Below are 26,791 nucleotides of genomic sequence, written 5' to 3'. Positions count from 1 at the left end.
AGAACATGAAAATCGCCGCAAGGCAAGTTTTTGGGTGGGATCTGTTGAAGTGCGCCCCTTTCCCACGAGGCGCTCAGACGAAGCGCCAGCTTTCCTCGGCGGCGCGGCGGAGCGCGCGGGCTTTGTGGAGCGTCTCGTCGTATTCGGCGTCGGCGTCGGAGTCGGCGACCACGCCGCCGCCGGCCTGGACGTACATCGTCCCGTCCTTGAAGAGCGCAGTGCGGAGCACGATGCAGGTGTCCACCGAGCCGTCGGCGCCGAAATACCCAACGCCACCCGCGTAACCAATTCCGCGCTTCTCGACCTCCAGCTCGTCGATGATCTCCATGGCGCGGACCTTGGGCGCGCCAGAGAGCGTGCCGGCGGGCAGGGCGGCCATGACCACGTCGACCGGATCCAGACCCTCGGGGGCGTCGCCCTCGACGTTGGACACCAGGTGCATGACGTGGCTGTAGCGCTCGACGAAGAAGCTGTCGGTGACCCGCACGCGGGGACCGCGGGGCCGGGCCTGGGGCTCGTTCGCGCCGGCCTGCTTCAGCATGGCGACCCGGCCGACGTCGTTGCGGCCGAGGTCGAGCAGCATGAGGTGCTCGGCGCGCTCCTTGGGATCGTTGACCAGCTCCTGTTCGAGGGCGGCGTCCTCGGCAGGCGTCGCGCCGCGGGGACGGGTGCCGGCGATCGGGCGGATGGTGATCTTCCCGTCGCGCAACCGGACCAGGATCTCCGGGCTGGAGCCGGCGAGCTGGAAGTCCCCGAAGTTCAGATAGAACAGGAACGGCGAGGGATTCATGCGCCGCAGCGAGCGGTAGAGGGCGAACGGGTCGCGGTCGAACGGGCTGCGGAAGCGGTGGCTGGGGACGACCTGGAAGATGTCGCCGGCGCGGATGTAGTCCTTGGCCCGGCCGACGAACTCCCGGTAGCGCTCGCGGCTGACCGGGGTGGTGAAGCGGTCCGGCTCGGGCACGCCGTCGCCGGTCAGGGGCGGCGTGGGCTTGCGCAGGTCGGCCATGACACCGGCCAGGCGCTGCTCGGCGGCGGCGTAGGCCTGCTCGGCCGAGGCGCCGTTCGGGCGCACCGGCGTCACCAGCAGGATCTCCTGGGCGATGGCGTCGAAGATGGCGACGATCGAGGGGCGGGTGAGCACGCCGTCCGGCAGGCCGAGCGTGTCGGGCGGAACGTCGGGCAGGTGTTCCACCAGCCGGATCATGTCGTAGCCGATCGCGCCGAACACGCCGGCCGACGGAGGCGGCAGGCCGGCCGGAAGCTCGATCCGGGAGGCGGCGACCAGGTCGCGCAGGCTGTCGAGGGCGCCGCCCGGCTGGGCGGTGAATCGGCCGGCGGCGATGTCCTCGCCCTCGGCGACCTCGGCCTGGTCGCCGCGGCAGCGCCAGACGAGGTCGGGGTTGAGGGTGATGATCGAGTAGCGAGCGCGGAAGGCGCCGCCCTCGACGCTCTCGAACAAGAAGGCGTAAGGGCGGCCGTGGCCGATCTTCAGATAGGCCGAGACCGGCGTCTCGAGGTCGTCGATCAGCCGGGTCCAGACGAGCTGGGGCGCGCCGGAGTCGTAGCGCGCCTGGAAGGCGGCGAACTCGGGCTCCGCCTTCACTTCGCCTTCCCCGCGGCCTTGCCGGCCGGCGCCTCGGGGGCCTCGAGGCCGAGCGCGGTGCGGGCGCGGGCCTCGTCGACCTTGACCTTCATGGCGCGGCGGGCGCCGGCGCGGGCGGATTCCTCCAGCTCGCGGAACAGGCCCATGCTCATCTGGTCGCGGGCGAACTCGGTGATCTGGGCGGCGAGCGCCGCGTCGCCGGGCCGCACGGCCTCGAGCCGGCCGACCGCCATGGCGAACTGCACGTCCCGGGCGGTGAAGGCCTCGCCCGGCTTCACGGTGAAGGCCTGGCCCATGACGTCCTGCGAGAGCTGCTGGTTCTGGGCGGCCGACTGGCGGGTGAGGCCGGCGACACGGCTGACGCGGGCGCCCACCGAGCCGGCCACGGCGTCGATCACCTCGCCCTTGCGGACGCGGGCGGCCAGTTCGTCGGCCCGGGCCTGCATCCGGCGCAGCGTTTCGCGGCCGGTCCAGACGCGGGTCAGCTCGGCGCGCAGCGCCGCATCGAGCGGCGGCAGGGCCGGCGGGATGATCCGCTCCACGCGGACGGCGAAGTACTGGCCGTCGCCGTCCTCGACGAGGTCGCTCTCGCCGCCGGACGGCAGGCCGAAGGCGGTCTCCACCAGCTTCTGCGACAGGCCGGCCACGGGCTGGTTCTGCTCGTCGCGGCCGCCTTGGGAGACGGGGCCCACGGTCATGGTCGGCACGCCGGCCTTACGGGCGGCTTCGGCGAGGTTGCCGCCGGCGGTGTGGGCCTCTTCGTAGACCTGGGTCAGGGCCAGCACCTTCTCGGTCGCCTGGTCCTTGCGGATCTCGGCCTCGAGCACCGGCCGGGCCTCCTCGAGGCTGACCTCGCGGCCCGGGGTGACGGAGAGCACCTTCACCACCTGCCAGCCGAGGCTGCTCTGCACCGGCGCGACCTGGCCGGCCGGCAGGCGGAACGCCGTGTCGGCCACCTGGCGGTCGGGGATCGCGGTCTTTGGGCGGTTGTCGTAGGTGATCGCGTCGACCTTCAACGAACCGGCCACGGCCTGCGGATCCTCGCCGCGCTGGAGGCGGGCGGCCACCTGCTGGGCGGTGGCCTGGTCGCGGGCCGGGACCTGGACGACGGTTCGGGTTTCGGGCGTCGAGAAGGTGTCCTTGCGGAACTCGTAGCGCTTGCGCAGCTCCTCGTCCGGGATCGGCGGCAGGGCGCCGGCCAGCGCCGGGGTGAAGCGCACGACGGTGAGCACGCGGAACTCGGGGCGGGTGAGCTGCTGGGCGTTCTCGCGCATGAAGGCCTGGAGCTGCGCCTCGGTGGGGGCGGCGACCTGGCCGATCATGGCCGGCGTGACGCTGAAGTAGGCGACGTCGCGCTGCTCCAGGCCGTAGAGGGCGTTCAGCGCCGACATGGCGCGCGGCGCCCGGGCCCCGGCGACGATGCCGGTGAGCGCCATCTGGGCGGCGATGTCGTCGCGCGCCATCTGCTCGAACTGCTCGACGGTGAAGTTGTTCTGGGCGAGCTGGCGCTGGTAGGCGGTCTTGTCGAAGCGGCCGGAGACCGGGTCGAAGAAGGCCGGGATCTTGGCGATCTCGTCCACCACCAGCTTGTCCGACGGCTTGAGGTTCATCTTGGCCAGCAGGGCCGCGAAGGCCTCGCGATCGGCGACCACCTGCAGGACCTGGCGGTCGAGCCCCCGCTCGACGGCGAAGTCCAGCGGGATCGGCTGGCCCGACTGCTGCTCGAGGCGGCGGCGCTGGGCGTCGAACTCGCGGCGGAAGTCGGCGGAGGTGACGTGCCGGTCGCCGGCCTGGACCACCGAGTCCTGGAAGTTGCCGCGGAACACGTCGTTGATGCCGAAGATGGCGAAGCTGACGATCAGCAGGCCGATGAGGACGGCGGCGACCCAGGATTTCGCGAAGTTGCGAATGGCGGCGAGCATCAAATCCCTTTCCCGGGCGCAGACTTGGTCGCGGGTATAGTGGAGGCCGCTTCGTCCCCGCAAGCAGGTGACAGCGGCGGCGGCTTGGCTTAACCGCCCGCGCCAGTGGACAAAAGTGAGGCCAAATGACCGCTCCGACGCCCCTGATCGCCGGGAACTGGAAGATGAACGGAACCTCCGCCTCGCTGGCCGAGGCGCAGGCGATCGCCGAGGGGGTGGGCGACTGCCCCGCGCGGGTGGCGATCTGCCCGCCGTCGATCCTGATCCACCGGATGGCGCAGGCGCTGGCCGGCGGCAAGGTGCTGGTGGGCGGCCAGGACGCGCACTGGGACGACGCCGGCGCGTTTACCGGCGACATCTCCGGGGAGATGCTGGCCGACGCCGGCGCGAAGCTGGTGATCCTCGGCCACTCCGAGCGGCGCGAGGGCTATCGCGAGACCGACGAGGTGGTGGCCAACAAGGCGCGCGCGGCGCTGCGGGCCGGGCTGGAGCCCATCGTCTGCGTCGGCGAGACGCTGGAGCAGCGCAAGGCCGGCCGGGCGCTGGAGGTGGTGACCGGGCAGGTGAGGGGATCGCTGCCCGCCGAGCTGGCCGGCCAGACCTTCTCCGTGGCCTACGAGCCGGTGTGGGCCATCGGCACGGGGCTGACGCCCACCACGCCCGAGATCGAGGAGGTCCACCGGGCGATCCGCGCGACCCTGGTCGAGCTGTTCGGCGAGCACGGCAAGTCCGCGCCGATCCTCTACGGCGGCTCGGTGAAGCCGGGCAACGCGGCCGAGATCCTGCACGCCGACGAGGTGGGCGGGGCGCTGGTGGGCGGGGCCTCGCTGAAGGCCGCCGACTTCCTGGCCATCGTGCGGGCCGTCTGAGCGCCGGTTGCCAGGCCGCTCAGAACGTCGTTCCCTGAGGCCAGGCTTCAGGGGAGGCGGCGATGCGGGTGATCAAGAGCCTCGTGGCGTCGGTGATCTATGTGGCGATCCTGGCGGGGCTGCTGCTCGTGCCGGCCGGGCTCGCGCCGGGCGGGAGCTGGCGGTGGCCGGCGGGCTGGCTGTTCCTGGCGGCGTACGGCGGCCTGGCCGCGGTCGGCTATGTGCTGATCGCCGTTTACCGGCCGGCCAGCTTCGACGTCCGCCAGCAGGGCGTGATCGCCGAGAAGGGCCGCAAGCAGCCGCGGCTCGATGCAGTGGGCTCGCTCATCTACGCGGTCTACCTGGCCGGCTGGGCGGTGTTCATCCCGCTGGACGTGTTCTGGCTACGCCTGCTGCCGGAGCCGGCATGGCCGCTGAGGCTCGTCGGGCTGACGGCGGTGGCCGTCGGCTCGGCGGTGGCGCTGCTGGCGGTGGCGCAGAACCGGTTCGCGGCGCCGACCGTGCAGGACCAGCTCGCCGACGGGCAGCGTGTGGTCGACAGCGGCCTCTACGGCGTCGTCCGGCATCCGCTGTATGCGGGCAACCTGCTGTCGTTCGCGGGCGCGGCGCTGTGGCTCGGGAGCACGGCGGCTCTGGCCGGCGTGCTGGTGATGGTCGGCTTCACCCTGGCCCGGATGCACATCGAGGAAGCGTGGCTGCGGTCCAACCTGCCGGGCTACGAGGACTATGCCCGGCGGGTCCGCGCCCGGCTGGTCCCGTTCGTGATCTAGAGAGTCAGGCCGAAGAGGCGGCAGTCGCGGCGGTCGCCGTCCTTGAGGATCGGGCCGCGGACCAGGCCTTCCTCCTTGAAGCCGAGGGCGTGCAGCAGGTCCTCGGAGCGGCGGTTGCCCAGGTGGGTGCGGGCCGAGAGCTTGCGCAGGCCGCTGGTCGCCGCATAGGCGGTGACGGCGCCCAGGGCCTCGGCGGCGAAGCCCTCCGCCCAGGCCCCGCGGCCCAGCATGAAGACCACCTCGGCCCGGCGGCGGCGGCGGTCGATGTCCCGCAGGTCGCAGGCGCCGACGAAGGCCCCGTCGCCCAGGCGGCGCATGGCCCAGTGCACCGCGCGGCCGGCGTGCATGGCCTCCACCTGGCTGCGGACCACCTCGGCCACCAGGTCGGGATCGTCGATCTCGGGGAAGTCGAGCTCGGCCATCACCTCGGGATCGTCGACGATGGTGAAGACGTCCGTGGCGTCGTCCGGGCTGAGCGGCTCGAGGCGAAGGCGTTCGGTCTCCAGGATCGGGAGGCGCTGCAGGTCGAGAATCATTCTTGCCACGTGGCTGCGACGTCCTAGGTATGGCCTTGGCGTAAGCTCGGTGATAGAGCGCGCCCTTCATTTCAGGGCGGTGTCACCGCCCGGACGCACCGGACGCTCAGAAGCTCGCATGCTGCTCACCATCCTCCTGGTCATCGAGATCCTCGTCAGCCTGGCCCTCGTGGGCGTGGTGCTGCTGCAGCGCTCCGAGGGCGGCGCGCTGGGCATGGGCGGCGGCCCCTCGGGCTTCATGACGGCGCGCGGCGCGGGCGACCTGCTGACCCGCACCACCTGGATCCTCGGCATCAGCTTCTTCGTCATCGCCCTGCTGCTGACGATCCTCGCCGGCCGCGAGCGCGGCGCCTCTTCGGTCGTCGACCGGCTGAAGGTGAACGCCATCGACCCGGACAGCCTGAACCTGCCGGCCCAGAACGCCCCGGCGGGCGCCCCGGCCCCCGGCGCGCCCAGCGCCGGCCAGCCCGCGCCGATCACCGCGCCGGCGCCGACCGTCCGCAACCCCTTCGTCGCCGGCGAGCCGGCCGCCCCCGCCGCCGGCCAGCCCGCCGCGCCCGCGCCCCAACAGTAACGGTGGATGAATCGAACGGCCGACTGAGTCGCCCAGGCGAATCACGGCTAATCTGAACGCCCATGGCCCGGTACATTTTCATCACCGGCGGCGTGGTCTCTTCCCTTGGTAAAGGTCTCGCGTCCGCCGCCCTCGGCGCGCTCCTCCAGGCACGTGGCTACAAGGTCCGCCTCCGCAAGCTCGACCCGTATCTGAACGTCGATCCGGGGACGATGTCGCCCTACCAGCACGGCGAGGTCTTCGTGACCGACGACGGCGCTGAGACCGACCTCGACCTCGGCCACTACGAGCGGTTCACGGGCGTCAACGCCACCCGGGCGGACAACATCACCACCGGGCAGATCTACAAGACGATCATCGAGAAGGAGCGGCGCGGGGACTACCTCGGCGCCACGGTCCAGGTGATCCCGCACGTCACCGGGGAGATCAAGGACTTCGTCCTGTCGGACCCGGGCGAGGGCGTCGACTTCGTTCTGATCGAGGTGGGCGGCACGGTGGGCGACATCGAGGGCCTGCCGTTCTTCGAGGCGATCCGCCAGCTCGGCCAGGAGCTGCCGCGCGGCCACGCCTGCTACATTCACCTGACGCTGCTGCCGTTCATCAAGACGGCCGGCGAGATGAAGACCAAGCCGACCCAGCACTCGGTGAAGGAGCTGCGGTCGATCGGCATCCAGCCGGACATCCTGCTCTGCCGCTGCGAGCAGCCGATCCCGGAAGGCGAGCGGCGCAAGATCGCCCAGTTCTGCAACGTGCGCCCGAGCGCGGTCATCCAGGCGATGGACAGCGCCAACATCTACGCCGTGCCGCTGGACTACCACGCCCAGGGGCTGGACACCGAGGTGCTGGACGTCTTCGGCATCCGCGACACGGCGCCGGCCCCCGACCTGAGCCGCTGGCAGCAGATCTCGCACACTCTGAGCCACCCCGACGGCGAGGTGAACATCGCCATCGTCGGCAAGTACACGGGGCTGACGGACGCCTACAAGTCGCTGGTCGAGGCTCTGATCCACGGCGGCGTGGCCAACAACGTGCGGGTGAGGTTCGACTGGATCGAGGGCGAGGCCTTCGAGAAGGACGAGGACCTGATCGGCGAGCGGCTGACCGGGGTGCACGGCGTGCTGGTGCCCGGCGCCTTCGGCGAGCGCGGCTCGGAAGGCATGATCCGGGCGGTGAAGTTCGCCCGCGAGCACGAGATCCCGTACTTCGGCATCTGCTTCGGCATGCAGATGGCGATGATCGAGGCGGCCCGGAACCTGGCCGGCATCAAGCAGGCCTCGTCCACGGAGTTCGGCCCGACATCGGAGCCGATCGTCGGCCTGATGACCGAGTGGGTGCGCGGCAACGAGAAGGAAGTCCGCCAGGCGGGCGGCGAACTCGGCGGCACCATGCGCTGCGGGGCCTACGACGCGGTGCTGGCCCCCGGCTCGAAGGTGGCGGAGATCTACGGCTCGCAGACCATCGCCGAGCGCCACCGGCACCGCTACGAGGTGAACATCAGCTACCGCGAGCGGATCGAGAACACCGGCCTGAAGTTCACCGGGCTGTCGCCGGACGGCGTGCTGCCGGAGATCTGCGAGCGCTCGGACCACCCGTGGTTCGTGGGCGTGCAGTACCACCCCGAGCTGAAGAGCCGGCCGTTCGACCCGCACCCGCTGTTCGCCAGCTTCATCGGCGCGGCCAAGGAGCGGAGCCGGCTGGTCTAGCCGGCGATGGGGCGAGGACGGCCATGCTGACCGCCGACGACATCCGCCGCGAAGCGCTGGCCCAGCCGGAGGCCTACGAGGAGCCGCACTTCGAGAAGGCCTCGTTCCGGGTGGCGAAGAAGATCTTCTGCACGCTCCACGCCGACCGGCCGCGGATCATGCTGAAGCTCGATCCGGAGGATCAGCACAACCTGTCCGACGGGGACGCCATCCAGCCCGTCCCGGGCCATTGGGGCCGGAACGGCGCGACCTTCGTGGACTACGAGAAGCTCGCGCCCGAGCGCCTTCCGGGGCTGATGCGGCTGGCCTGGGCGAGCGTCGCGCCGAAACGGCTGGTGAAGGGCTCAAGCCCCGCTTGAAACCCGGGCCGGTTTCATGCATAAGCCCGCGCTCACGTCGGCGGCCCTCACCGGCCGCCGCTTCCATTTCCCACGCCTGCGAGACTCTCCCATGGCCGTTCCCAAGCGAAAAACCTCGCCGTCCCGGCGCAACATGCGGCGCTCGCACCACGCGCTGGGCCCGAATTCCTACGTCGAAGACAAGGAAACCGGCGAGCTGAAGCGCCCGCACCACGTCGACCTGAAGACCGGCATGTACAAGGGCCGCCAGGTCCTGGCGCCGAAGGAAGACTAAGCGCTTCTGCAGAGCCTGGCTCTGATCGGACGCCGGCCGAAAGGCCGGCGTTTTTGATTCGCGGCTCGTGTGGCGCGGGTGCGGCTCCCGCTACTGCCCTCGGCCGCGGGCCTGGACCGCGGCGCGGCGGGCCTCGACCATCTCGGGCGTGACGCCGGCGTTGTGTCCCACCGAGCGCTCGTGCTCGAGGGCGAGGCCATCGGCGAGGGTCTGCTCGTAGCCGTCGTCGATCATCGCCTTGTAGGTGACCAGCATGTCGGTCTCGATGCTGGCCATCTCGTGGGCGAGCTTCAGAGCCGCGGGCATCAGCTCGGCGGGCGGGACCACGCGGTTCACCAGGCCCCATTCGCAGGCGGTCTGGGCGTCCAGAAAGTTCCCGGTCAGCGACAACTCCTTCGCCCGGTAGGGACCGATCACCCGCGAGAGCTTCTGCGAGAGGCCCCAGCCGGGGGTGATGCCGACGCGGGCGTGGGTGTCGGCGAAGCGGGCGTTGGTCGAGGCCAGCAGCACGTCGCAGGCGAGCGCCACCTCGAAGCCGCCGGTGATCGCCACGCCGTTGATCGCCCCGATGACCGGCTTGCGGGTCGCCAACAGGGCGCGGGCCGGGTTCTCGGCGGGATCGGTGGCGTTGGCCGCGCCCATGCCCAGCGGATCGGTCCCGAGCTCCTTCAGGTCCAGGCCCGCGGTGAAGGCCCGCTCGCCGGCCCCGGTCAGCACGATCACCTTCACCGTCTCGTCGCCGTCCAGCTCCACCATGGCCTGCCGCAGCGCCGAGCGCAGCGCCTTGGACAGCGCGTTCATCGCTTCGGGCCGGTTGAGCGTTACGACGGCGACGGGGCCATCCTTTTCGACGAGCAGCATGAGCGTCCTCCTGAGCCGGTCAGAGCAGGCCGACCCAGGGTGAAGTCAAGTTGCCCTCGCACGGGAAGGTGGCTAAGCCAGCCCCGCCCCCGGAAACCTGAGCTTGAGGACACCATGACCGAGATCGTCGACATCAACGCCCGCGAGATCCTGGACAGCCGCGGCAACCCGACGGTCGAGGTCGACGTGGTTCTGGAGGACGGCTCCATGGGCCGCGCGGCGGTGCCGTCCGGTGCGTCCACCGGCGCGCACGAGGCCGTGGAGAAGCGCGACGGCGAGAAGGGCCGCTACGGCGGCAAGGGCGTCCGCCAGGCGGTGGAAGCCGTCAACGGCGAGATCTACGACGCCCTGGCCGGCATGGACGCCGAGGACCAGCGGCGGATCGACCGCACGCTGATCGAGCTGGACGGCACGCCGAACAAGAGCCGGCTGGGCGCCAATGCGATCCTCGGGGTGAGCCTGGCGACGGCCAAGGCCGCGGCGAGCAGCTCGGCCCTGCCGCTCTACAAGTACGTCGGCGGGGTCTCGGCCCGGGTCCTGCCGGTGCCGATGATGAACATCATCAACGGCGGCGCCCACGCCGACAATCCGATCGACATCCAGGAGTTCATGATCCTCCCCACCGGCGCGGACACCTTCGCCGAGGGCCTGCGGATGGGCGCGGAGATCTTCCACGGCCTGAAGAAGGCGCTGCACGACGCCGGCCACAACACCAACGTCGGCGACGAGGGCGGCTTCGCGCCGAACCTGTCGAGCGCCGAGGACGCGCTGGCGTTCATCGTCAAGGCGGGCGAGGCCGTGGGCTACAAGGTGGGCGACGACTTCGTGCTCGGCCTGGACGTGGCCTCCACCGAGTTCTTCAAGGATGGCCGCTACGTCATGGAAGGCGAGGGCAAGACGGTCGATCCGTCCGGCATGGTCGAGTACCTGGCGGGCCTCGTCTCGAAGTTCCCGATCGTCACCATCGAGGACGGCTGCGCCGAGGACGATTTCGAGGGCTGGAAGCTGCTCACCGACCGGCTGGGCAAGCAGGTGCAACTGGTGGGCGACGACCTTTTCGTGACCAATCCCGCGCGCCTGTCGCAGGGCATCGACAAGGGCCTCGCCAACTCGATCCTGGTGAAGGTCAACCAGATCGGCACCCTGTCGGAGACGCTGGACGCCGTCGACATGGCGCATCGGGCTTCCTACACGGCGGTGATGAGCCACCGCTCGGGCGAGACCGAGGACTCCACCATCGCCGACCTGGCGGTCGCCACCAACTGCGGTCAGATCAAGACCGGTTCGCTGGCCCGCTCCGACCGGACCGCCAAGTACAACCAGCTGCTGCGCATCGAGGAGGAGCTGGGCGACCAGGCCATCTACCTCGGCCGGAAGGCGCTGAAGGTCGGCTGACGTGAGCCGGCCGGGCGAGGGGATCGACGAAGCCCTCGTCCGGCGGCTCATCGCCACGCAATTCCCACAGTGGGCGGACCTGCCGGTGCGCGCGGTGGAGCCCGGCGGCTGGGACAACCGCACCTTCCGCCTGGGCGACGAACTCGGCGTCCGGATGCCGGGCGCGCGCCGCTACGCCGCGGCGGTGGAGAAGGAGCAGCGCTGGCTGCCGAGGCTCGCGCCGCACCTCCCGCTGCCGATCCCCGAGCCGGTGGGGCTGGGAGAGCCGGGCGAAGGCTACCCACATCCCTGGTCGGTGTTCCGCTGGCTGCAGGGGGAGACGGCGGAGCAGGCGCCGCCCGGCGACCTCATCGCCTTCGCTGAGGACCTGGCGGACCTCCTGAGGGCCTTCCAGGCGGCGGACGCTACGGACGGGCCGCCGGCCGGCGCACACAGCTTCCACCGCGGCGGCGACCTGGCGGTCTATGCGGAGGAGACGGAGGCGGCGCTCGCCCGGTTCGACGGCGACGCCGGGGCGGCGCGGGCCCTCTGGGACGCGGCGCTGGCGAGCCGCTGGGCGGAGCCGCCGGTGTGGGTGCACGGCGACCTCGCGCCCTCGAACCTGCTGGTGCGGGGCGGGCGGCTCGCGGCGGTGATCGACTTCGGCCAGCTCAGCGTCGGCGATCCGGCCTGCGACTACGGAATCGCGTGGACCTTCCTGGACACGCCGGCCCGCGCGGCCTTCCGCGCCCGCCTCGACCCCGATCCGGAAACCTGGGCGCGGGCCAAGGGCTGGACCCTCTGGAAGGCGCTGATCGTGGTCACCGGCCAGGCCGGTGTGAACGACCGGCAGACGCCGCTCTGGCGCCGGGCGCTGGCCGAGGTGCTGGCGGACTGATCAGGAGCCCCATCCGCGACGGGGAGCGAGCCAACCGCACAGCCCGATCACCGCGCCGAGCAGGCCCAGGAGGGCGAGCCCGCCATAGGTCGCCGGTCCCGGACCGGCCTGCGGCGCGGCGGGCGCCCAGAGCCGGAAGAGCCCGGCGAGCAGCAGGGCCCATCCGCACAAGGTGACCAGGCTGCGCCAGTCGCGCGTCCAGCCGCCATGGGCCACGATCAGACCCAGGCCCGCCGCGAACAGCATCATGCCGTTCAGGAAGACGTGCGCCGGGGGCACGGCGTGAAAGACGTCGAGGTTCTTCGCCTCGGTCACCGCGACCACGAACAGGACGGGGCCCAGGACCCTGGCGATGAAGCGGGATCTGTCCATGAACGCTCCGTCAGTTGCCGGTGGAGGGTGGCGGCGCACTCGGCCGTGCGCCTTGCGCCCCATCAAGAGGGCGTCCGTCGGCGCTGCGGCAGGGGCGCGGCGCACCGGCGGCCACCGTCGGCGAGCGCACGGCCATCGATCCCCGGACCGCGCCGCGGGATGACGAGCCTCGAAGGCGGAGCCGATGGTTAGCGGCCTATTAAGCATGGTGCGCGAATCTGCTCCGCACCGCCCTAGGGATTCGCCGTGTTCGCCCGCCTCCGCCCGTACCTGCCCACCGCGGCCCTGGCCTTCCTGATCTTCTATTTCGGATTCCACGCCTTCACCGGCGAGGGCGGCCTGCTGCAGTCGGACAAGCGCGACGCGGCCCTGGTCGCGAAGAGCCGCGAGCTCGCCGAGCTGCGGGCCCAGCGGCAGGATCTGGAGATGCGCGCTCAGCTGATGCGCGACACCAGCCTTTCCCGCGATCTGCTGGAGGAAAGGGCGCGCTCCCTTCTAGGCTTCGCCGATCCAAGGGACTATGTGATCCGAATGAAGCCCTAGGGCTGCTTCGGCGGTCCGGATAAAAAGGGCGCAGACAGAGATCACGGAGAGACGCATGGCGCGTGCGCAGGCTGGCGCGGCCGGCCGGCAAAAGGCCAATGGCTCCCATCCGCAGGACGGCGGGGTAGGGGCCACGAAGGAAGAGCTGCTCGGGTTTTACCGCGACATGCTGCTCATCCGCCGCTTCGAGGAGAGGGCGGGTCAGCTCTACGGCATGGGCCTGATCGGCGGGTTCTGCCACCTCTACATCGGGCAGGAAGCCATCGCGGTCGGCGTGCAGGCGGTGAAGCAGCCAGGCGATCCGGTGATCACCGGCTACCGCGATCACGGGCACATGCTGGCCTGCGGCATGGACCCGAGGGAGGTCATGGCCGAGCTGACCGGCCGGGCCGGCGGCTCGTCCAAGGGCAAGGGCGGCTCCATGCACATGTTCTCGACCGAGGCCGATTTCTACGGCGGCCACGGCATCGTCGGCGCCCAGGTGAGCCTCGGCACCGGCCTGGCGCTCGCCAACCGCTACCGCGACAACGGCAAGGTGAGCTGGACCTACTTCGGCGACGGCGCCGCCAACCAGGGCCAGGTCTACGAGAGCTTCAACATGGCTGAGCTGTGGAAGCTCCCCGTGGTCTATGTGATCGAGAACAATCAGTACGCCATGGGCACCTCGATCGAGCGCTCCTCGTCCGAGACCCACCTCTTCAAGCGCGGCGCCTCGTTCCGGATCCCCGGCGAGGAGGTCGACGGCATGGACGTGCTGGCGGTCCGCGCCGCGGCCGCCAAGGCCCGTGAGCACGCCGCGTCCGGCGAAGGCCCTTACATCCTGGAGATGAAGACCTACCGCTACCGCGGCCACTCCATGAGCGACCCGGCCAAGTACCGGACCCGCGAGGAGGTCGACGAGATCCGCAAGACGCGTGACCCGATCGACCACGTGGAGGAACTGCTGGAGAAGCAGGGCTTCGCCGACGAGGCGGCTCTGAAGGCGATCGACGCCGAAGTGAAGCGCATCGTCGCCGACGCCGCCGAGTTCGCCCGCACCTCGCCCGAGCCCGAACCGTCCGAACTCTACACCGACGTCTATACGGAGGCGCGCGCGTGACCGACGTCCTGATGCCGGCCCTGTCGCCCACGATGGAAGAGGGCACCCTCGCCAAGTGGCACGTGAAGGTGGGCGACACCGTCCGCTCGGGCGACGTGATCGCCGAGATCGAGACCGACAAGGCGACCATGGAGGTGGAAGCCGTCGACGAAGGCGTGGTCGAGGCCATCCTCGTGCCGGAAGGCTCGGAAGAGGTGAAGGTGAACACGCCGATCGCCCGGCTGGCGGGCGAGGGCGGGGCCGCGCAACCTGGCGCGAACGCCGGCGCTTCGGCGAATGACACCGGTGGCGCCAGCCAGACGGACACGGTGTCGGACAAGCCGTTCCAGAAGGAGCCCTCCGGCGACGAGGAGAAGAAGGGCCCCTCCGAGGCCAAGGGCCGTCCCGAGGGCGAAGGCCCGGCGGCGGTGACCCCGGCCGAGCCGCTGAAGGATCCCGAGCTGCCGCCCGGCGTGAACCTGGTGAAGACCACCGTGCGCGACGCCCTGCGCGACGCCATGGCCGAGGAGATGCGCCGCGACCCGAACGTCTTCCTGATGGGCGAGGAGGTCGCGCAGTACCAGGGGGCCTACAAGGTCTCCCGCGACCTGCTGCAGGAGTTCGGCGACCGCCGGGTGATCGACACCCCGATCACCGAATACGGCTTCGCGGGCGTGGGCGTGGGCGCGGCGATGGCGGGCCTGAAGCCCATCGTCGAGTTCATGACCTTCAACTTCGCGATGCAGGCCATCGACCACATCATCAACTCGGCGGCCAAGACGCTCTACATGTCCGGCGGGCAGCTCCGGACCTCCATCGTGTTCCGCGGGCCCAACGGGGCGGCGGCGCGCGTGGCGGCCCAGCACAGCCAAGACTACGCCGCCTGGTACGGCCACGTGCCGGGCCTGAAGGTGATCGCGCCCTATGACGCGGCCGACGCCAAGGGCCTGCTGAAGGCGGCCATCCGCGACCCGAACCCGGTGGTCTTCCTGGAGCACGAGATGCTCTACGGCCAGGAGTTCGACGTGCCCGAGGGGATCGACTGGGTCGTGCCGATCGGCAAGGCCAAGGTCCGCCGCGAGGGCTCGGGCGTCACCATCGTCGCCTACAGCCGCATGGTCGGCCTGGCGCTGAAGGCCGCCGAGGAGCTGGCCGCCGAAGGGATCGAGGCGGAGGTCGTGGACCTGCGCACCATCCGGCCGATGGACATCCCCACCGTGGTCGAGAGCGTGAAGAAGACCAACCGCCTGGTCACCGTCGAGGAGGGCTGGGGCCCCATGGGCGTCGGCGCCGAGGTCTGCGCGCGGGTGCTGGAGGAAGCGTTCGACTACCTCGACGCCCCGCCGGCCCGGGTCTGCCAGGAAGACGTGCCGCTGCCCTACGCCGCCAACCTGGAGGCGCTGTCGCTGCCGTCGGTGGAGCGGATCGTGAAGGCGGCCAAGGCCGTCAGCTACAAGTGACGGCTCGCCGGACCCGGATGAGCGGGGGGCGGGGATGAGCCGCGCCCCGTTCGAATGGCGGGCCGGGGGGTGCCACTGCGGCGGGGTGCGGTTCGAGGTGGCCCTGCCGGAAGTGGTGGAGGCGCAGACCTGCAACTGCTCCATGTGCGCCAAGACGGGCTTCGTGCACGTGATCGTGCCGGAGAGCCGGTTCCGGATCACCCGGGGCGCCGAGCGGCTGGCCGAGTACACCTTCAACACGCGCGTGGCGAAGCACCTGTTCTGCGCCGAATGCGGGGTGAAGAGCTTCTATCGTCCGCGGTCGAACCCGGACGGGTGGAGCGTCAACGCGCGCTGCCTGGACAGCCTGGAGGGCGTGAACCTCGACCTGACCGCCTTCGACGGCCAGAACTGGGAAGCCAACGCCCACGAGCTCTCGCACTTGTCGAAGGAGCCGGCATGACCCAGCTCGCCGGACAGTGCCACTGCGGGTCGATCCGGGTGATCCTGGACACCCCGCACGCGGCCGCCGAGCTGCCGCTCCGGGCCTGCACCTGCACCTTCTGCCGGCGGCACAACGCCCAGTACGTCAGCGACCCCGCCGGCCACGCCCACATCGAGGCCGCGCCAGGGTCGGTGAGCCGCTACCGCTTCGGCCAGGAGGGGAGCGACTTCCTGTTCTGCGCCGAGTGCGGCGTCTACGTCGGCGCCGTCGCGCCCGGCGCGGACGGCCTGCTGGCCGTGATCAACGCACCGGGCGTGGACCTGGCCGGCTTCGCCGGCCGGACCGCCGAGCCCATGACCTATGACGACGAGGCTCCGGCCGAGCGGGCGGCGCGACGCGCGGCCCGCTGGACGCCCGCGGTCCTCGTCGAAGCCCAATCCACCGTCTGAGAGAGCCGATGCCCATCGACGTCCTCATGCCCGCCCTGTCGCCCACCATGGAGGAGGGCACGCTCGCCAAGTGGCACGTGAAGAAGGGCGACCAGGTCCGCTCCGGCGATGTGATCGCCGAGATCGAGACCGACAAGGCCACCATGGAGGTGGAGGCCGTCGACGAAGGCGTGGTGGAGGAGATCCTTGTCGCCGAGGGCGCCGAGGGCGTGAAGGTGAACACCCCGATCGCCCGGCTGTCGGGCGAGGGCGAGACCGCCGCACCGGCCCCCGCCGAGGCCCCCAAGGCCGCCGCCGCGCCGGCCCCGGACGCCGGGACGGACTCGGCGCGGGCCTCTCGCGAGCAGAAGACCGACCCGGTGCAGAAGGGCGCGCCGGCCCAGGCCGCGCCGACGGCCGCCCCCGAGCCGCAGAAGGCCGCCGCCTTCCAGGCGCCGCGGGGCCCGCGCATCTTCGCCTCGCCGCTGGCCCGCCGGATCGCCGAGCAGAAGGGCGTGGATCTCGCCGCGATCCAGGGCTCGGGCCCGCACGGCCGGATCGTCAAGGCAGACGTGGAGAACGCCAAGCCCGGCCAGGCGCCCGCCGCCCAGCCCCCGCAGGCCAAGGGGCCAGCCCCCGCGGCCGCCGCGGCGGCTGCGCCCAGGCAGGCCCAGTCGCTGGAGCAGATGGGCATAGCGCCCGGCAGCTACGACCTCGTGCCGCTCGACGGCATGCGCAAGACGGTCGCCCGGCGGATGACCGACAGCTTCCGCGACGTGCCGCACTTCCCGCTGAACATCGACCTGGAGATCGACGCGCTGCTGGCCGCGCGGGCCAAGGTCAACGGCCTGCTCGAGAAGGAGGGCGTGAAGGTCAGCGTCAACGACCTGGTGATCAAGGCGGCGGCCATCGCGCTGAAGCGGGTGCCGGAGGCCAACGCCTCCTACACGCCGGAAGGCATCGCCATGCACCACCACGCCGACGTGGCCATGGCGGTGGCCATCCCCGGCGGCCTGATCACCCCGATCATCCGCCAGGCCGAGCTGAAGGGGCTGGCGCAGATCGCCACCGAGGCCAAGGACCTGGCCGAGCGGGCGCGGAACAAGAAGCTGAAGCCCGAGGAATTCCAGGGCGGCACCTTCTCGGTCTCCAACCTCGGCATGTTCGGCATCAAGTCGTTCGCCTCGATCATCAACGAGCCGCAGGGCTGCATCCTGTCGGTGGGCGCGGGCGAGAAGCGGCCCGTCGTGCGCGGGGACCAGCTCGCGGTGGCCACGGTGATGTCGGTGACGTTGACCTGCGACCACCGGGTGGTGGACGGCGCGGTCGGCGCCCGCTGGCTCGCGGCCTTCAAGGCGCTGATCGAAGACCCGATCACCATGATCGTCTGAGGCGGCATGGCCAGCATCTACGACTTCGAGGCCGAGACGCTCGACGGCCGCCCCGCGCCGCTCTCGGCCTACAAGGGCCAGGTGGTGCTGATCGTGAACACCGCCAGCAAGTGCGGCTTCACGCGGCAGTACGAGGGGCTGGAGGCGCTGCACCGGAGATACCGCGACCGCGGCCTGGTGGTCCTGGGCTTCCCCTGCAACCAGTTCGGCCAGCAGGAGCCCGGGGACGCCGCGGAGATCGCCAGCTTCTGCGCCCTGACCTACGACGTGGACTTCCCGATGATGCGGAAGATCGACGTGAACGGGCCCAAGGCGCACCCGCTCTACGCCTACCTCAAGAAGGCGAAGAAGGGCGTGCTCGGCACCGAGGCGGTGAAGTGGAACTTCACCAAGTTCCTGGTCGACCGCGACGGCCAGGTCGTCGGGCGCTTCGCGCCGACCGTTGAACCGAAGGCGCTGGAAGGCGCGATCGAGGCTTTGCTCTGATGGCTGATTTCGACGTTGTGGTGATCGGCTCGGGCCCGGGCGGCTACGTGACCGCGATCCGGGCCTCGCAGCTCGGCATGAAGACCGCCATCGTGGAGCGGGCGGAGCTTGGCGGGATCTGCCTGAACTGGGGCTGCATCCCCACCAAGGCGCTGCTGAAGTCCGGCGAGGTCTACGAGACCCTGGACCACCTGGCCGACTACGGCCTGTCGGTGGAGAAGCGCGGCTTCGATTTCGACAAGGTGGTGCAGCGGTCCCGGAAGGTGTCGGCCCAGCTCAACCAGGGCGTCGCCTTCCTGATGAAGAAGCACAAGATCGAGGTGATCGCCGGCACGGCGAAGCTCGAGAAGGGCGATCCGGCGCCCAAGGTGGTGGTGGCGCTGAACGGCGGCGGCTCGCGCACGGTGCAGGCCAAGCACGTGATCCTGGCGACCGGCGCGCGGGCCCGCACCATCCCGGCCATCGGCCTGGAGCCGGACGGCGAGCGCGTGTGGACCTATCGCGAGGCGCTCGTCCCGAAGGCCGCGCCCAAGAACCTGATCGTCATCGGCTCGGGCGCCATCGGCATCGAGTTCGCCAGCTTCTTCCGAGCCCTGGGCTCGGAGGTGACGGTGATCGAGGCCCTGCCGCGCATCCTGCCCGTCGAGGACGAGGAGGTCTCCAAGGCCGCCCACAAGGCGTTCGAGAAGCGGGGCATCAAGTTCCGCGTCGGCGCCAGCGTGAAGAAGCTGACCAAGACGGCCTCCGGCGTCTCCATCGACATCGAGGCGGGCGGCAAGCCCGAGACCCTGACGGGCGACGTGGCCATCGTCGCCATCGGCATCGTCGGCAACGTCGAGGACCTGGGGATCGAGGCGCTGGGCGTGAAGGTGGACCGGACCCACGTGGTCACCGACCAGCATGGCGGCACGGGCGTGCCGGGGCTCTATGCCATCGGCGACGTGGCCGGGCCGCCCTGGCTCGCCCACAAGGCCAGCCACGAGGGCGTGCATTGCATCGAGCACATCGCCGGCCTCAAGCCTTCCAACCTGACCTCGCCGATTCCGGGCTGCACCTACTCCAACCCGCAGGTCGCCTCGGTGGGGCTGACCGAGGCCCAGGCCAAGGAGCAGGGCCTGGAGGTCAAGGTCGGCCGCTTCCCGTTCCGGGTGAACGGCAAGGCGATCGCCTCGGGCGAGACCGAGGGCTTCGTGAAGACGGTGTTCGACGCCAAGACCGGCGCTCTGATCGGGGCGCACATGATCGGCGCCGAGGTCACCGAGATGATCCAGGGCTATGTGCTGGCCATGACGCTGGAGGCGACCGAGGCGGAGCTCCACGCCACGGTCTACCCGCACCCGACCATGAGCGAGGCCATGCACGAGTCGGCCCTCGACGCCTTCGGCCAGGTCCTGCACATCTGAGTGACGTCGCTCCCCTTCGGGGGAGCTCCCGCGAAGCGGGTGAGGGGGTCCGCCGCTGACGTCGGTCCTGACCCCCTCCGCCCCTTCGGGCCCCTGCCCCGACGGGGGAGGAACGAAGAACCTACCTAGGCCGCGCGGCGGATTTCGGCGTCGACGATACGCTGGAGGGCGACGTAGTCGGTCTTGCCGGTGCCCAGCACGGGAATCTCCGGGACGCGGATGATCTTGCGCGGCACGGCGATCTCGGGCGCGCCGACGGTCTGGGCGTGGGCCAGGAGGGGCGCGGACTCGGCGTCGCGCTTGTCGGTGACCAGGATCAGGCGCTCGCCCTTCTTCGGGTCGGGCAGGGCGACGACGGCGTGCCGGCACTCGGGCCACACAGCGGCGGCGAGGTCCTCGGCGGCCGTCAGCGAGACCATCTCGCCGCCCACCTTGGCGAAGCGCTTCACCCGGCCGAGGATCTTGATCCAGTTGTCGTCGGAGACGGAGACCACGTCCCCCGTGTCGTGCCAGCCGCCGTGCGGCGGCTCGATCCCGCCGCCGGGCTGCAGGTAGCCGGCCATGACGTTGGGCCCGCGGACGTAGAGCTTGCCGCCGCCCGGGATGCCCTCCACCGGCTCGAGCTTGGTCTCGATGCCGGGCAGCAGGCCGCCGACGGTGCCGCGGCGGTTGTCGGTGGGCTTGTTCACCGCGATCACCGGCGAGGCCTCCGTGGCCCCGTAGCCCTCCAGCAGCGGGATGGGGCCGAAGCGCTCGGTGATCAGGTTGTGGGTCTCCTCGCGCACCTTCTCGGCGCCGCAGACCACGAACTTCAGCCCCGACAGGTCGCCCGGCTCGGCGGCGCGGGCGTACTGGTTGATGAAGGTGTCCGTGGCCAGCAGCACCGCCGCCTTGGAGTCCTTCACCAGCGGCGGGATCTGCTTGGTGTGCAGGGGCGAGGGGTACTCGAACGCCTTCATCCCGGTAAGCAGCGGCAGCAGCACCCCGCCGGTCAGGCCGAAGACGTGGAAGATCGGCAGCGGGTTGAAGAACACCCAGTCGGGATCGAGCTCGATGTGGGCGGCGATCTGGTGGCAGTTGGCGACCAGGTTGGCCTGGGTGAGCACCACGCCGCGCGGCGCGCCGAAGCTGCCCGAGGTGAACAGGATCACGCCGGGATCGTCCGGCCGGGTGGCGGCGCGGAACTGCCGGGGCAGGGCGCCGGCCGCGGCGGCGAACAGCTTGTCCTGAAGCCCGATCGTCTCGCGGACCTCCTCCAGATAGACGACCTTGGTCAGGCCCTCGAGGGCGTCGATCAGGTCGTGCAGCTTCCCCTGTTCCACGAAACGGTGGGAGGTCAGCACGGTCTTCACGCCGGCCAGCTCGCAGGCCGCCTTCAGGTTCCGGATGCCGGCCGTGAAGTTCAGCATGGTCGGCGTGCGGCCGAAGGCGTGCAGGGCGAAGAAGGTGACCACGCCGCCGGCGCTGGCCGGCAGCATGACGCCGACCCGCTCGCCCGACCGGGTCATGGCGGCGAGCTTGCGGCCGAGCGCAAAGGAGGCGCGGATCAGGTCGCGGTAGGTGAGGGGGTTCCGCTCCTGGTCCTCCAGGATCGGCTTCTTGGCGCCGTGGGTCTGGCTCGCGTCGATCAGGGCGTCGAAAAGCGAGGTGCGGATGCGGTTGGCATCGAAGGTACGCGACAAGGGGCGTACGTCTCCCGAACTGTTCTCGTTGGCGCGCAAACTATAGCCGGGCCGTGACTCTGAAAAGGTCGGCAACAATCCGTGAGTTCCGCCGCGGCGCATCGCACGCTTGATCCGGAGCCCCTAACGGCCGATCTAGGGTCTATGGCCGTGGTCATCGACACCCTGGACGGCAAGCGTCCGCGTCACCCCGAGAAGCAGAACCGTCCGGAGACGCCGATCCTGCGAAAGCCGGAATGGCTGCGCGTGCGCGCGCCGGGCTCGGCCGGCTACAACGCAACGCGCTCGATCGTGAAGGACAACGGCCTCGTCACCGTCTGCGAGGAGGCGGCCTGCCCGAACATCGGGGAGTGCTGGTCCAAGAACCACGCCACCATGATGATCATGGGCGAGGTCTGCACCCGGGCGTGCGCCTTCTGCAACGTCACGACCGGCAAGCCGAACCCGCTGGATCCCACCGAGCCGGCCCGCGTGGCCGAGGCCGTGGCCAAGATGGGCCTCGCCCACGTCGTGATCACCTCGGTGGACCGCGACGACCTCAGCGACGGCGGCGCGGGCCACTTCGCCGAAGTCGTGCGGGCCATCCGAGCGGCCTCGCCCACCACCACCATCGAAATCCTGACGCCGGACTTCCTGCGGAAGCCCACGAGCGCCGCCGAGCTGGTGATCGACGCCAAGCCGGACGTCTTCAACCACAACCTCGAGACCGTGCCGCGGCTCTACCTCTCGATCCGGCCCGGCGCGCGCTACTACCACTCGCTGCGCCTGCTGGAGCGGGTGAAGGAGCGCGATCCGACCCAGTTCACCAAGTCGGGCGTCATGGTCGGACTGGGGGAGACGAAGGAGGAGGTCATGCAGGTGATGGACGACATGCGGTCCGCCGGCGTCGACTTCATCACCATCGGCCAGTACCTGCAGCCCACCCGCCGGCACGCCGCCATCGACCGGTTCGTCCATCCGGACGAGTTCAGGGCGCTGGAGGAGATCGCCCGGGCCAAGGGGTTCCTGATGGTCTCGTCCAGCCCGCTCACCCGCTCGTCGCACCACGCCGGCGAGGACTTCGCCCGCCTGCAGGCGGCGCGGATGGCCCGTGAAAGCGCGGCCTGAGGCCGGCGGCATGCGCCACCACGTTTCCAAGCTCCTGCCGTACACGCCCGAGCAGCTCTTCACCCTCGTGGGCGACGTGAGCCGCTACGCCGAGTTCGTCCCGTGGGTGACCGCGATGCGCACCTGGAACCAGCGCCAGCTCAGCGACGGGGTGGACGCGGTGGACGCCGAGGCGAAGGTGGGCTTCTCGTTCCTGAAGGAGCGGTTCGCCACCCGCGTCCGGCGGGACGCCAAGAACCACCAGATCGATACCAGCCTGCTGTCCGGGCCCTTCCGGAAGCTGGAGAACCGCTGGCGGTTCATCGACGCCGGGCACGGCTGCACCCGCATCGAGTTCGACATCGATTTCCAGTTCAAGTCCCGCCTGCTGGAGGGCCTTCTGGCGGCGAACTTCAGCCATGCGGTGGATCGCCTGATGGGCTGCTTCGAGGCCCGGGCGAAGAGCCTGTACGGCGAGGCCGCGCCGGCGGCGGCCGGTCCGGGCGGCGTCACCGCCTAGGCCAGCCCTCTACCCGGCCGTCATCGCCGGCCTCCTGCCCCTCGTCGGAGCCGATCGCTGCCCGGGACAAGCCCGGCCATGACGAGGCGGCGTTGTCGTCATGCAATCCGGTCGCGCAGCGCCTGGAGGGCGGCCTGGACGGCGGCGAACTGGATGCCCTCGCGCGTCTCCTCCTCGAACAGCTCCTGGCGGTGCATCAGGCCGTGGTTGGTGCGGGCGGTGGCGATGTGGACGGTGCCCACCGGCTTCATGGGCGTCCCGCCGCCCGGGCCCGCGATGCCGGTGATCGCCACGGCGAGGTGGGCGTGGCTGGCCTCCAGGGCGCCCTCGGCCATCATCCGGGCCACGGGCTCGGAGACCGCGCCCATGTCGGCGATCAGGTCGCCGGGCACCCCCAGCAGCTCCTGTTTGGCGCGGTTGGAATAGGTGACGAAGCCGCGCTCGAAGACGTCGGAGGCGCCGGCGACGGAGCAGATGGCGCCGGCCACCAGGCCGCCGGTGCAGCTCTCGGCCGTGACGATCCGCAGCGACCGTTCGCGGGCCTCGTCGATCAGCAGGCGGGCCAGCGTCACGATCTCCAGGGAAAACATCGGTGCGCGACCCCGCGAAAATTGGCTGGTTGGTAAGAACGCCAGACCACAACATCGGCAGCGTCACCGATTCAAGGCGGAAAGCGTCCATGACCACGATCGCGGCCGACCGGACCGGCCTCCGACCGCCCCCGGCTCTGTTCGCCATCACCGTCTTCTCCAGCGCCGCCCTGGTGTTCCTGGTGCAGCCGATGGTGGCCAAGCTGGTTCTGCCCCTGCTGGGCGGCAGCCCGTCGGTCTGGAACACCAGCATGGCCTTCTTCCAGCTCGCCCTGCTGGCCGGCTACGGCTACGCCCACCTGCTGCAGAAGGTCCCGTCCGTGGGCCGGCAGGCGGCGATCCACGGGGCGGTCCTGCTGGCGGCGGCGCTCGCCCTGCCGCTGCGGGTCAATGAACTGGTCGGCGAGCCGTCCTCGACGCATCCGAACCTCTGGCTGCTCGGCGTGCTGGCGGTCTCGATCGGCGCGCCGTTCGCCGTCCTCTCGGCCACCGCGCCGCTAGTGCAGGCCTGGCACGCGCGGACCATCGGTGCGGAGGAAGGGAAGGAGCCCTACGTCCTCTACGCCGCCAGCAACCTGGGCAGCCTGCTGGCGCTGCTCGCCTATCCGATCCTGGTGGAGCCGGCCTTCACCGTCTTGGGCCAGCGGATCGGCTGGAGCCTGGGCTACGGCGCCTTCGTCCTGCTGATGGCGGGCCTGGCCTTGGTGGTGGCCCGGGCGCAGGACCATGCGCCGGACGTGGCGGAGGTCCGCAAGGCCGCGCCGCTCTCCTGGCGCGAGCGCGGCGCCTGGGTGGCGCTGGCGGCGATCCCGTCCAGCCTGATGCTCGGGGTCACCACCCACATCACCACGGACGTGGCCTCGGCGCCCTTCCTGTGGGTCGCGCCGCTGGCCCTCTACCTGCTGACCTTCATCATAGCTTTCCAGCGCAAACCCTTGATTCCCTGGGACCTGACGCTGGTGCTTCAGGCGGCGGCCCTGGCCGGCTGCGCAGCGCTCTTGCCCTACAAGGCGACCAACCTGCTGGTGCAGCTCCTGGTCCACCTGGCGGCCTTCTTCCTCACCGCCCTGATGTGCCACCAGCGGCTGGTGGCGCGCCGGCCGGATCCGGCGCACCTGACCGAATTCTACCTGTGGCTCTCGGTGGGCGGGGTGGTCGGCGGCGCCTTCAACGCCTTTGTGGCGCCGGTGATCTTCAACAACGTCTGGGAATATCCGCTGGTCCTGGCGCTGTCGGCCTTCGCGCGGCCCTGGGGCCCGGCCAGGATCGAGCCGTGGAGCTGGGCCATGCTGATCCTGGGCGTGGTCTCGGCGGCCGTGGCGCCGATCCTGATGACCTTCGTCGGCCCGACCCTGGAGACCCGCGCCCTGGTGGGCGATTTCAGCCAGAGCGACTTCCTCGAGCTCGGGGTGCGCGTGCTGATGTGCGCGGCGGTGATCTCGGCCTTCCTGGTCCGCAAGCATACGCTCTTCCTGTTCGCCATCGTGGCGGTGATCTCGCTGGCCGGCGACGCGGTGGCCGACCGGGTGAACACCACCAAGACCTGGCGCAGCTTCTTCGGCGTGCTGTCGCTGTCGAAGACCGAGGCCGCGGCGCGGGGCGGCGAGATCCGCATGCTGGCGCACGGCACGACCCTGCACGGGGCCCAGGCCGTGCACCCGCAGTGGGCCTGCCAGCCGATGGTCTACTACACCGTGGGGACGCCGATCGGTCAGGTGTTCATCCGCCAGCAGCACGAGCGGCCGGCGACGCGCATCGGCGCGGTGGGCCTGGGGACCGGCTCGGTGGCGGCCTACGTCCGGCCGGGCGACCGGCTGACCTTCTTCGAGATCGACCCGCTGGTGATCCGCATCGCCACGGACCCGGAGTACTTCACCTACACCACCAAGTGCGCCCAGGGGCCGATCGACTACGTGGTGGGCGATGCGCGCCTGACCGTGGCCAAGCAGCCGGACGAGGCCTTCGACATCCTGCTGATCGACGCCTTCTCGTCGGACTCCGTGCCGACGCACCTGCTCACCGTCGAGGCGGTGCGGGGCTACCTGCGGAAGCTGAAGCCGGACGGGGTGCTGATCCTGCACCTTTCCAACCGCAACCTCGAACTGCTCGGGCCGGCGCAGGCCGTGGTGCGGGCGGCGGGCGGCCATGGCTACCTGCAGAAGCGCCGGGTGATCGGCGGCGACGCCTTCTGGGAAGCCGACGAGGACGCCATCGTGGTCGGCCGCACGCCGCAGGCTGTGGCCGCCTATGGCGCCGACCCGCGTTGGCTGGCGCTGGACCCCAACCAGACACGGCCCTGGACAGACGACTACACCAACGTGCCGGGCGCGCTGTGGCGGAAGCTGCAGGAACGCTACGCCTGGATCCCGCGCTAGGCGCGCGGGACGTCTTCCGCGCCGTCCGCGGGGTCCCTGGTTCCTTGGCCGTCGCTAGAGCGGCGTCTCGAGGGCGACGACGGCCTGGGCCATGAGGCCTTCCTCGCGGCCGGTGAAGCCCATGCCCTCCGTCGTGGTGGCCTTGACGCTGACCCGATGGACCGGGATCTCCAGCAGCTCGGCGATGCGGACGCGCATGGCGTCGCGGTGCGGGCGGATCTTCGGCCGCTCGCAGATCAGGGTCACGTCGGCGTTCAGGATGCGGGCGCCGCGGGCCTGGGCGAGCTTCACGGCGTGGATCAGGAACTGGTCCGACGAGGCGCCCCTCCAGCGCGGGTCGGACGGTGGGAAGTGCTCGCCGATGTCACCCTCGCCGATGGCGCCGAGCACCGCGTCGGTGAGCGCGTGCAGGCCGCAGTCGGCGTCGGAGTGGCCGATCAGGCCCACGTCGTGCTCGATGCGGATGCCGCACAGCCAGACCACGTCGCCCGGGCCGAACCGGTGGGCGTCGATCCCCTGGCCCATCCGCACCATGCGGCGGGAGGCGGCGAGCTGCTCGGCCATGAGGAAGTCCTCAGGGTAGGTCAGCTTCATCAGCATGGGGTCGCCGGGCACCATGGCGACGTGGCCGCCGGCGCGCTCCACCACGGCGGCGTCATCGGTGGGCTCCTCGCCGGCGGGCCAACGGCGGTAGGCGGCCTTCAGCCGGCCCGCCTTGAAGGCCTGGGGCGTCTGGGCCCGCCAGAGGCCGTCGCGCGGGACGGTCTCGTCGATCAGGCCCTCGCCGCGCTTCAGGGTGTCGGGCACGGGCAGGGCGGGCACCGCGCCGTCGGCCAGGTCGAGGGCGGCGAGCAGCCGGTCCACGTGCTCGCGGGTGACGAACGGGCGGGCGGCGTCGTGCACCAGGACCGGCTGGTTGCGGCCGGCGGTGATGGCGGCGAGGCCCGCCTGGACCGAATCCGCGCGGGTCCTTCCGCCGGTGACGGCCTTCCAGCCCTCCAGCCCGGCCAGGGCCTCGTCCACCTGGGCCATGCGGTCGTGGGCGACGACCACCACCACCTCGCGCGCGCCGGCGGATAGCAGGCCCTCGACGGACCAGCGGACAATCGGCCTGGATCCGAGCGTGCGCCAGGCCTTGGGCTCTCCCGGCCCCGCGCGCAAACCCGCCCCCGCCGCGACGACAACCGCGGAAAAACTCATGGGCCCT

At 70.8% G+C, this 26,791-nt stretch carries 27 protein-coding genes; 19 read left to right on the top strand and 8 right to left on the bottom strand.

Annotation, left to right across the window (positions count from 1 at the left end; translation table 11 throughout):
• Positions 1–73 precede the first annotated feature (73 nt).
• Both trpE and ACE3Q8_RS12320 read right to left on the bottom strand, forming a co-directional pair.
• Positions 74–1,606 carry an anthranilate synthase component I gene (trpE, locus tag ACE3Q8_RS12325; RefSeq protein WP_374470564.1) on the bottom strand — a complete coding sequence of 511 codons (1,533 nt, stop codon included), beginning with the start codon at positions 1,604–1,606 and terminating at the stop codon, positions 74–76.
• Positions 1,603–3,528 (bottom strand): SurA N-terminal domain-containing protein, encoded by a 1,926-nt coding sequence (locus ACE3Q8_RS12320; RefSeq protein WP_374470563.1) that lies wholly within the window; start codon positions 3,526–3,528, stop codon positions 1,603–1,605. The genes trpE and ACE3Q8_RS12320 overlap by 4 nt, the downstream gene beginning before the upstream one ends.
• Before the next feature lie 125 nt (positions 3,529–3,653).
• On the opposite strand from ACE3Q8_RS12320, the gene tpiA reads away from it, so the two are divergent.
• Positions 3,654–4,397 carry a triose-phosphate isomerase gene (gene tpiA, locus ACE3Q8_RS12315; RefSeq protein WP_374470562.1) on the top strand — a complete coding sequence of 248 codons (744 nt, stop codon included), beginning with the start codon at positions 3,654–3,656 and terminating at the stop codon, positions 4,395–4,397.
• A gap of 62 nt (positions 4,398–4,459) precedes the next feature.
• On the top strand, positions 4,460–5,167 hold the full coding sequence (locus ACE3Q8_RS12310; protein ID WP_374470561.1) for an isoprenylcysteine carboxylmethyltransferase family protein: 708 nt from the start codon (positions 4,460–4,462) through the stop codon (positions 5,165–5,167).
• Here ACE3Q8_RS12310 and ACE3Q8_RS12305 read toward each other — a convergent pair.
• On the bottom strand, positions 5,164–5,703 hold the full coding sequence (locus tag ACE3Q8_RS12305) for a GNAT family N-acetyltransferase (RefSeq protein ID WP_374470560.1): 540 nt from the start codon (positions 5,701–5,703) through the stop codon (positions 5,164–5,166). The two genes, ACE3Q8_RS12310 and ACE3Q8_RS12305, sit on opposite strands and share 4 nt — an antisense overlap.
• A gap of 118 nt (positions 5,704–5,821) precedes the next feature.
• On the opposite strand from ACE3Q8_RS12305, the gene secG reads away from it, so the two are divergent.
• The 4 genes from secG to rpmF all read left to right on the top strand — a co-directional run bounded on the left by secG (position 5,822) and on the right by rpmF (position 8,613).
• A complete protein-coding gene (gene secG / locus ACE3Q8_RS12300) occupies positions 5,822–6,277 on the top strand; it encodes a preprotein translocase subunit SecG (protein WP_374470559.1) in 456 nt (151 codons plus the stop codon).
• Positions 6,278–6,339: 62 nt separating this feature from the next.
• Positions 6,340–7,980, top strand: a complete 1,641-nt coding sequence (locus tag ACE3Q8_RS12295) for a CTP synthase (protein WP_374470558.1) — start codon at positions 6,340–6,342, stop codon at positions 7,978–7,980.
• Positions 7,981–8,003: 23 nt separating this feature from the next.
• Positions 8,004–8,339 carry an MmcQ/YjbR family DNA-binding protein gene (locus tag ACE3Q8_RS12290; protein ID WP_374470557.1) on the top strand — a complete coding sequence of 112 codons (336 nt, stop codon included), beginning with the start codon at positions 8,004–8,006 and terminating at the stop codon, positions 8,337–8,339.
• Between the two features lie 91 nt (positions 8,340–8,430).
• Entirely contained in the window at positions 8,431–8,613 is a 183-nt protein-coding gene (gene rpmF / locus ACE3Q8_RS12285) for a 50S ribosomal protein L32 (protein ID WP_374470556.1), read from the top strand.
• Between the two features lie 90 nt (positions 8,614–8,703).
• On the opposite strand, the gene ACE3Q8_RS12280 is transcribed toward rpmF, so the two are convergent.
• The gene (locus ACE3Q8_RS12280) at positions 8,704–9,474 is read right to left on the bottom strand and encodes an enoyl-CoA hydratase (RefSeq protein WP_374470555.1); all 771 of its coding nucleotides are present in this window, start codon (positions 9,472–9,474) and stop codon (positions 8,704–8,706) included.
• A 114-nt stretch (positions 9,475–9,588) separates the two neighbouring features.
• On the opposite strand from ACE3Q8_RS12280, the gene eno reads away from it, so the two are divergent.
• Positions 9,589–10,869, top strand: coding sequence for a phosphopyruvate hydratase (gene eno, locus ACE3Q8_RS12275; protein ID WP_374470554.1), 1,281 nt, complete (start codon positions 9,589–9,591; stop codon positions 10,867–10,869).
• A 1-nt stretch (position 10,870) separates the two neighbouring features.
• Positions 10,871–11,746, top strand: a complete 876-nt coding sequence (locus ACE3Q8_RS12270; RefSeq protein WP_374470553.1) for an aminoglycoside phosphotransferase family protein — start codon at positions 10,871–10,873, stop codon at positions 11,744–11,746.
• On the opposite strand, the gene ACE3Q8_RS12265 is transcribed toward ACE3Q8_RS12270, so the two are convergent.
• Positions 11,747–12,118 (bottom strand): hypothetical protein, encoded by a 372-nt coding sequence (locus ACE3Q8_RS12265; RefSeq protein ID WP_374470552.1) that lies wholly within the window; start codon positions 12,116–12,118, stop codon positions 11,747–11,749.
• A gap of 246 nt (positions 12,119–12,364) precedes the next feature.
• Here ACE3Q8_RS12265 and ACE3Q8_RS12260 point away from each other — a divergent pair, with 246 nt between their 5' ends.
• The 8 genes from ACE3Q8_RS12260 to lpdA are packed head-to-tail and all read left to right on the top strand — an operon-like array spanning position 12,365 to position 19,331.
• The gene (locus tag ACE3Q8_RS12260) at positions 12,365–12,661 is read left to right on the top strand and encodes a septum formation initiator family protein (RefSeq protein WP_374470551.1); all 297 of its coding nucleotides are present in this window, start codon (positions 12,365–12,367) and stop codon (positions 12,659–12,661) included.
• 55 nt (positions 12,662–12,716) lie between these two features.
• Positions 12,717–13,760, top strand: coding sequence for a pyruvate dehydrogenase (acetyl-transferring) E1 component subunit alpha (pdhA, locus tag ACE3Q8_RS12255; protein ID WP_374470550.1), 1,044 nt, complete (start codon positions 12,717–12,719; stop codon positions 13,758–13,760).
• Complete coding sequence (locus ACE3Q8_RS12250; RefSeq protein WP_374470549.1) at positions 13,757–15,199, top strand: pyruvate dehydrogenase complex E1 component subunit beta; 1,443 nt, start codon at positions 13,757–13,759, stop codon at positions 15,197–15,199. Before pdhA ends, ACE3Q8_RS12250 begins: the two co-directional genes overlap by 4 nt.
• Positions 15,200–15,233: 34 nt before the next feature.
• On the top strand, positions 15,234–15,641 hold the full coding sequence (locus ACE3Q8_RS12245; protein ID WP_374470548.1) for a GFA family protein: 408 nt from the start codon (positions 15,234–15,236) through the stop codon (positions 15,639–15,641).
• Positions 15,638–16,072, top strand: coding sequence for a GFA family protein (locus ACE3Q8_RS12240; RefSeq protein ID WP_374470547.1), 435 nt, complete (start codon positions 15,638–15,640; stop codon positions 16,070–16,072). Before ACE3Q8_RS12245 ends, ACE3Q8_RS12240 begins: the two co-directional genes overlap by 4 nt.
• A gap of 8 nt (positions 16,073–16,080) precedes the next feature.
• A complete protein-coding gene (locus ACE3Q8_RS12235) occupies positions 16,081–17,442 on the top strand; it encodes a pyruvate dehydrogenase complex dihydrolipoamide acetyltransferase (RefSeq protein WP_374470546.1) in 1,362 nt (453 codons plus the stop codon).
• 6 nt (positions 17,443–17,448) lie between these two features.
• Complete coding sequence (locus ACE3Q8_RS12230; RefSeq protein ID WP_374470545.1) at positions 17,449–17,928, top strand: glutathione peroxidase; 480 nt, start codon at positions 17,449–17,451, stop codon at positions 17,926–17,928.
• On the top strand, positions 17,925–19,331 hold the full coding sequence (lpdA, locus tag ACE3Q8_RS12225) for a dihydrolipoyl dehydrogenase (RefSeq protein ID WP_374470613.1): 1,407 nt from the start codon (positions 17,925–17,927) through the stop codon (positions 19,329–19,331). Before ACE3Q8_RS12230 ends, lpdA begins: the two co-directional genes overlap by 4 nt.
• Positions 19,332–19,456: 125 nt before the next feature.
• Here lpdA and ACE3Q8_RS12220 read toward each other — a convergent pair whose 3' ends face one another.
• Positions 19,457–21,013 (bottom strand): AMP-binding protein, encoded by a 1,557-nt coding sequence (locus ACE3Q8_RS12220; protein WP_374470544.1) that lies wholly within the window; start codon positions 21,011–21,013, stop codon positions 19,457–19,459.
• A gap of 144 nt (positions 21,014–21,157) precedes the next feature.
• Here ACE3Q8_RS12220 and lipA point away from each other — a divergent pair, with 144 nt between their 5' ends.
• Both lipA and ACE3Q8_RS12210 read left to right on the top strand, forming a co-directional pair.
• Positions 21,158–22,120, top strand: a complete 963-nt coding sequence (lipA, locus tag ACE3Q8_RS12215; protein ID WP_374470543.1) for a lipoyl synthase — start codon at positions 21,158–21,160, stop codon at positions 22,118–22,120.
• A gap of 10 nt (positions 22,121–22,130) precedes the next feature.
• Positions 22,131–22,619, top strand: coding sequence for a type II toxin-antitoxin system RatA family toxin (locus ACE3Q8_RS12210; RefSeq protein ID WP_374470542.1), 489 nt, complete (start codon positions 22,131–22,133; stop codon positions 22,617–22,619).
• A gap of 98 nt (positions 22,620–22,717) precedes the next feature.
• Here ACE3Q8_RS12210 and ACE3Q8_RS12205 read toward each other — a convergent pair whose 3' ends face one another.
• Positions 22,718–23,209 (bottom strand): CinA family protein, encoded by a 492-nt coding sequence (locus ACE3Q8_RS12205; protein WP_374470541.1) that lies wholly within the window; start codon positions 23,207–23,209, stop codon positions 22,718–22,720.
• An 89-nt stretch (positions 23,210–23,298) separates the two neighbouring features.
• Here ACE3Q8_RS12205 and ACE3Q8_RS12200 point away from each other — a divergent pair, with 89 nt between their 5' ends.
• Positions 23,299–25,584 (top strand): spermidine synthase, encoded by a 2,286-nt coding sequence (locus ACE3Q8_RS12200; protein WP_374470540.1) that lies wholly within the window; start codon positions 23,299–23,301, stop codon positions 25,582–25,584.
• 54 nt (positions 25,585–25,638) lie between these two features.
• Here the strand turns inward: ACE3Q8_RS12200 and ACE3Q8_RS12195 are convergent, their stop codons facing one another.
• Complete coding sequence (locus ACE3Q8_RS12195; protein WP_374470539.1) at positions 25,639–26,784, bottom strand: bifunctional 2-C-methyl-D-erythritol 4-phosphate cytidylyltransferase/2-C-methyl-D-erythritol 2,4-cyclodiphosphate synthase; 1,146 nt, start codon at positions 26,782–26,784, stop codon at positions 25,639–25,641.
• Between the last annotated feature and the right edge of the window lie 7 nt (positions 26,785–26,791).

It is taken from the genome of Phenylobacterium sp. (assembly GCF_041913825.1).
Taxonomy (GTDB): domain Bacteria; phylum Pseudomonadota; class Alphaproteobacteria; order Caulobacterales; family Caulobacteraceae; genus Phenylobacterium.
The sequence above is the reverse complement of the archived record's forward strand: the minus strand, read 5'-3'. Positions and strand labels throughout refer to the sequence as shown.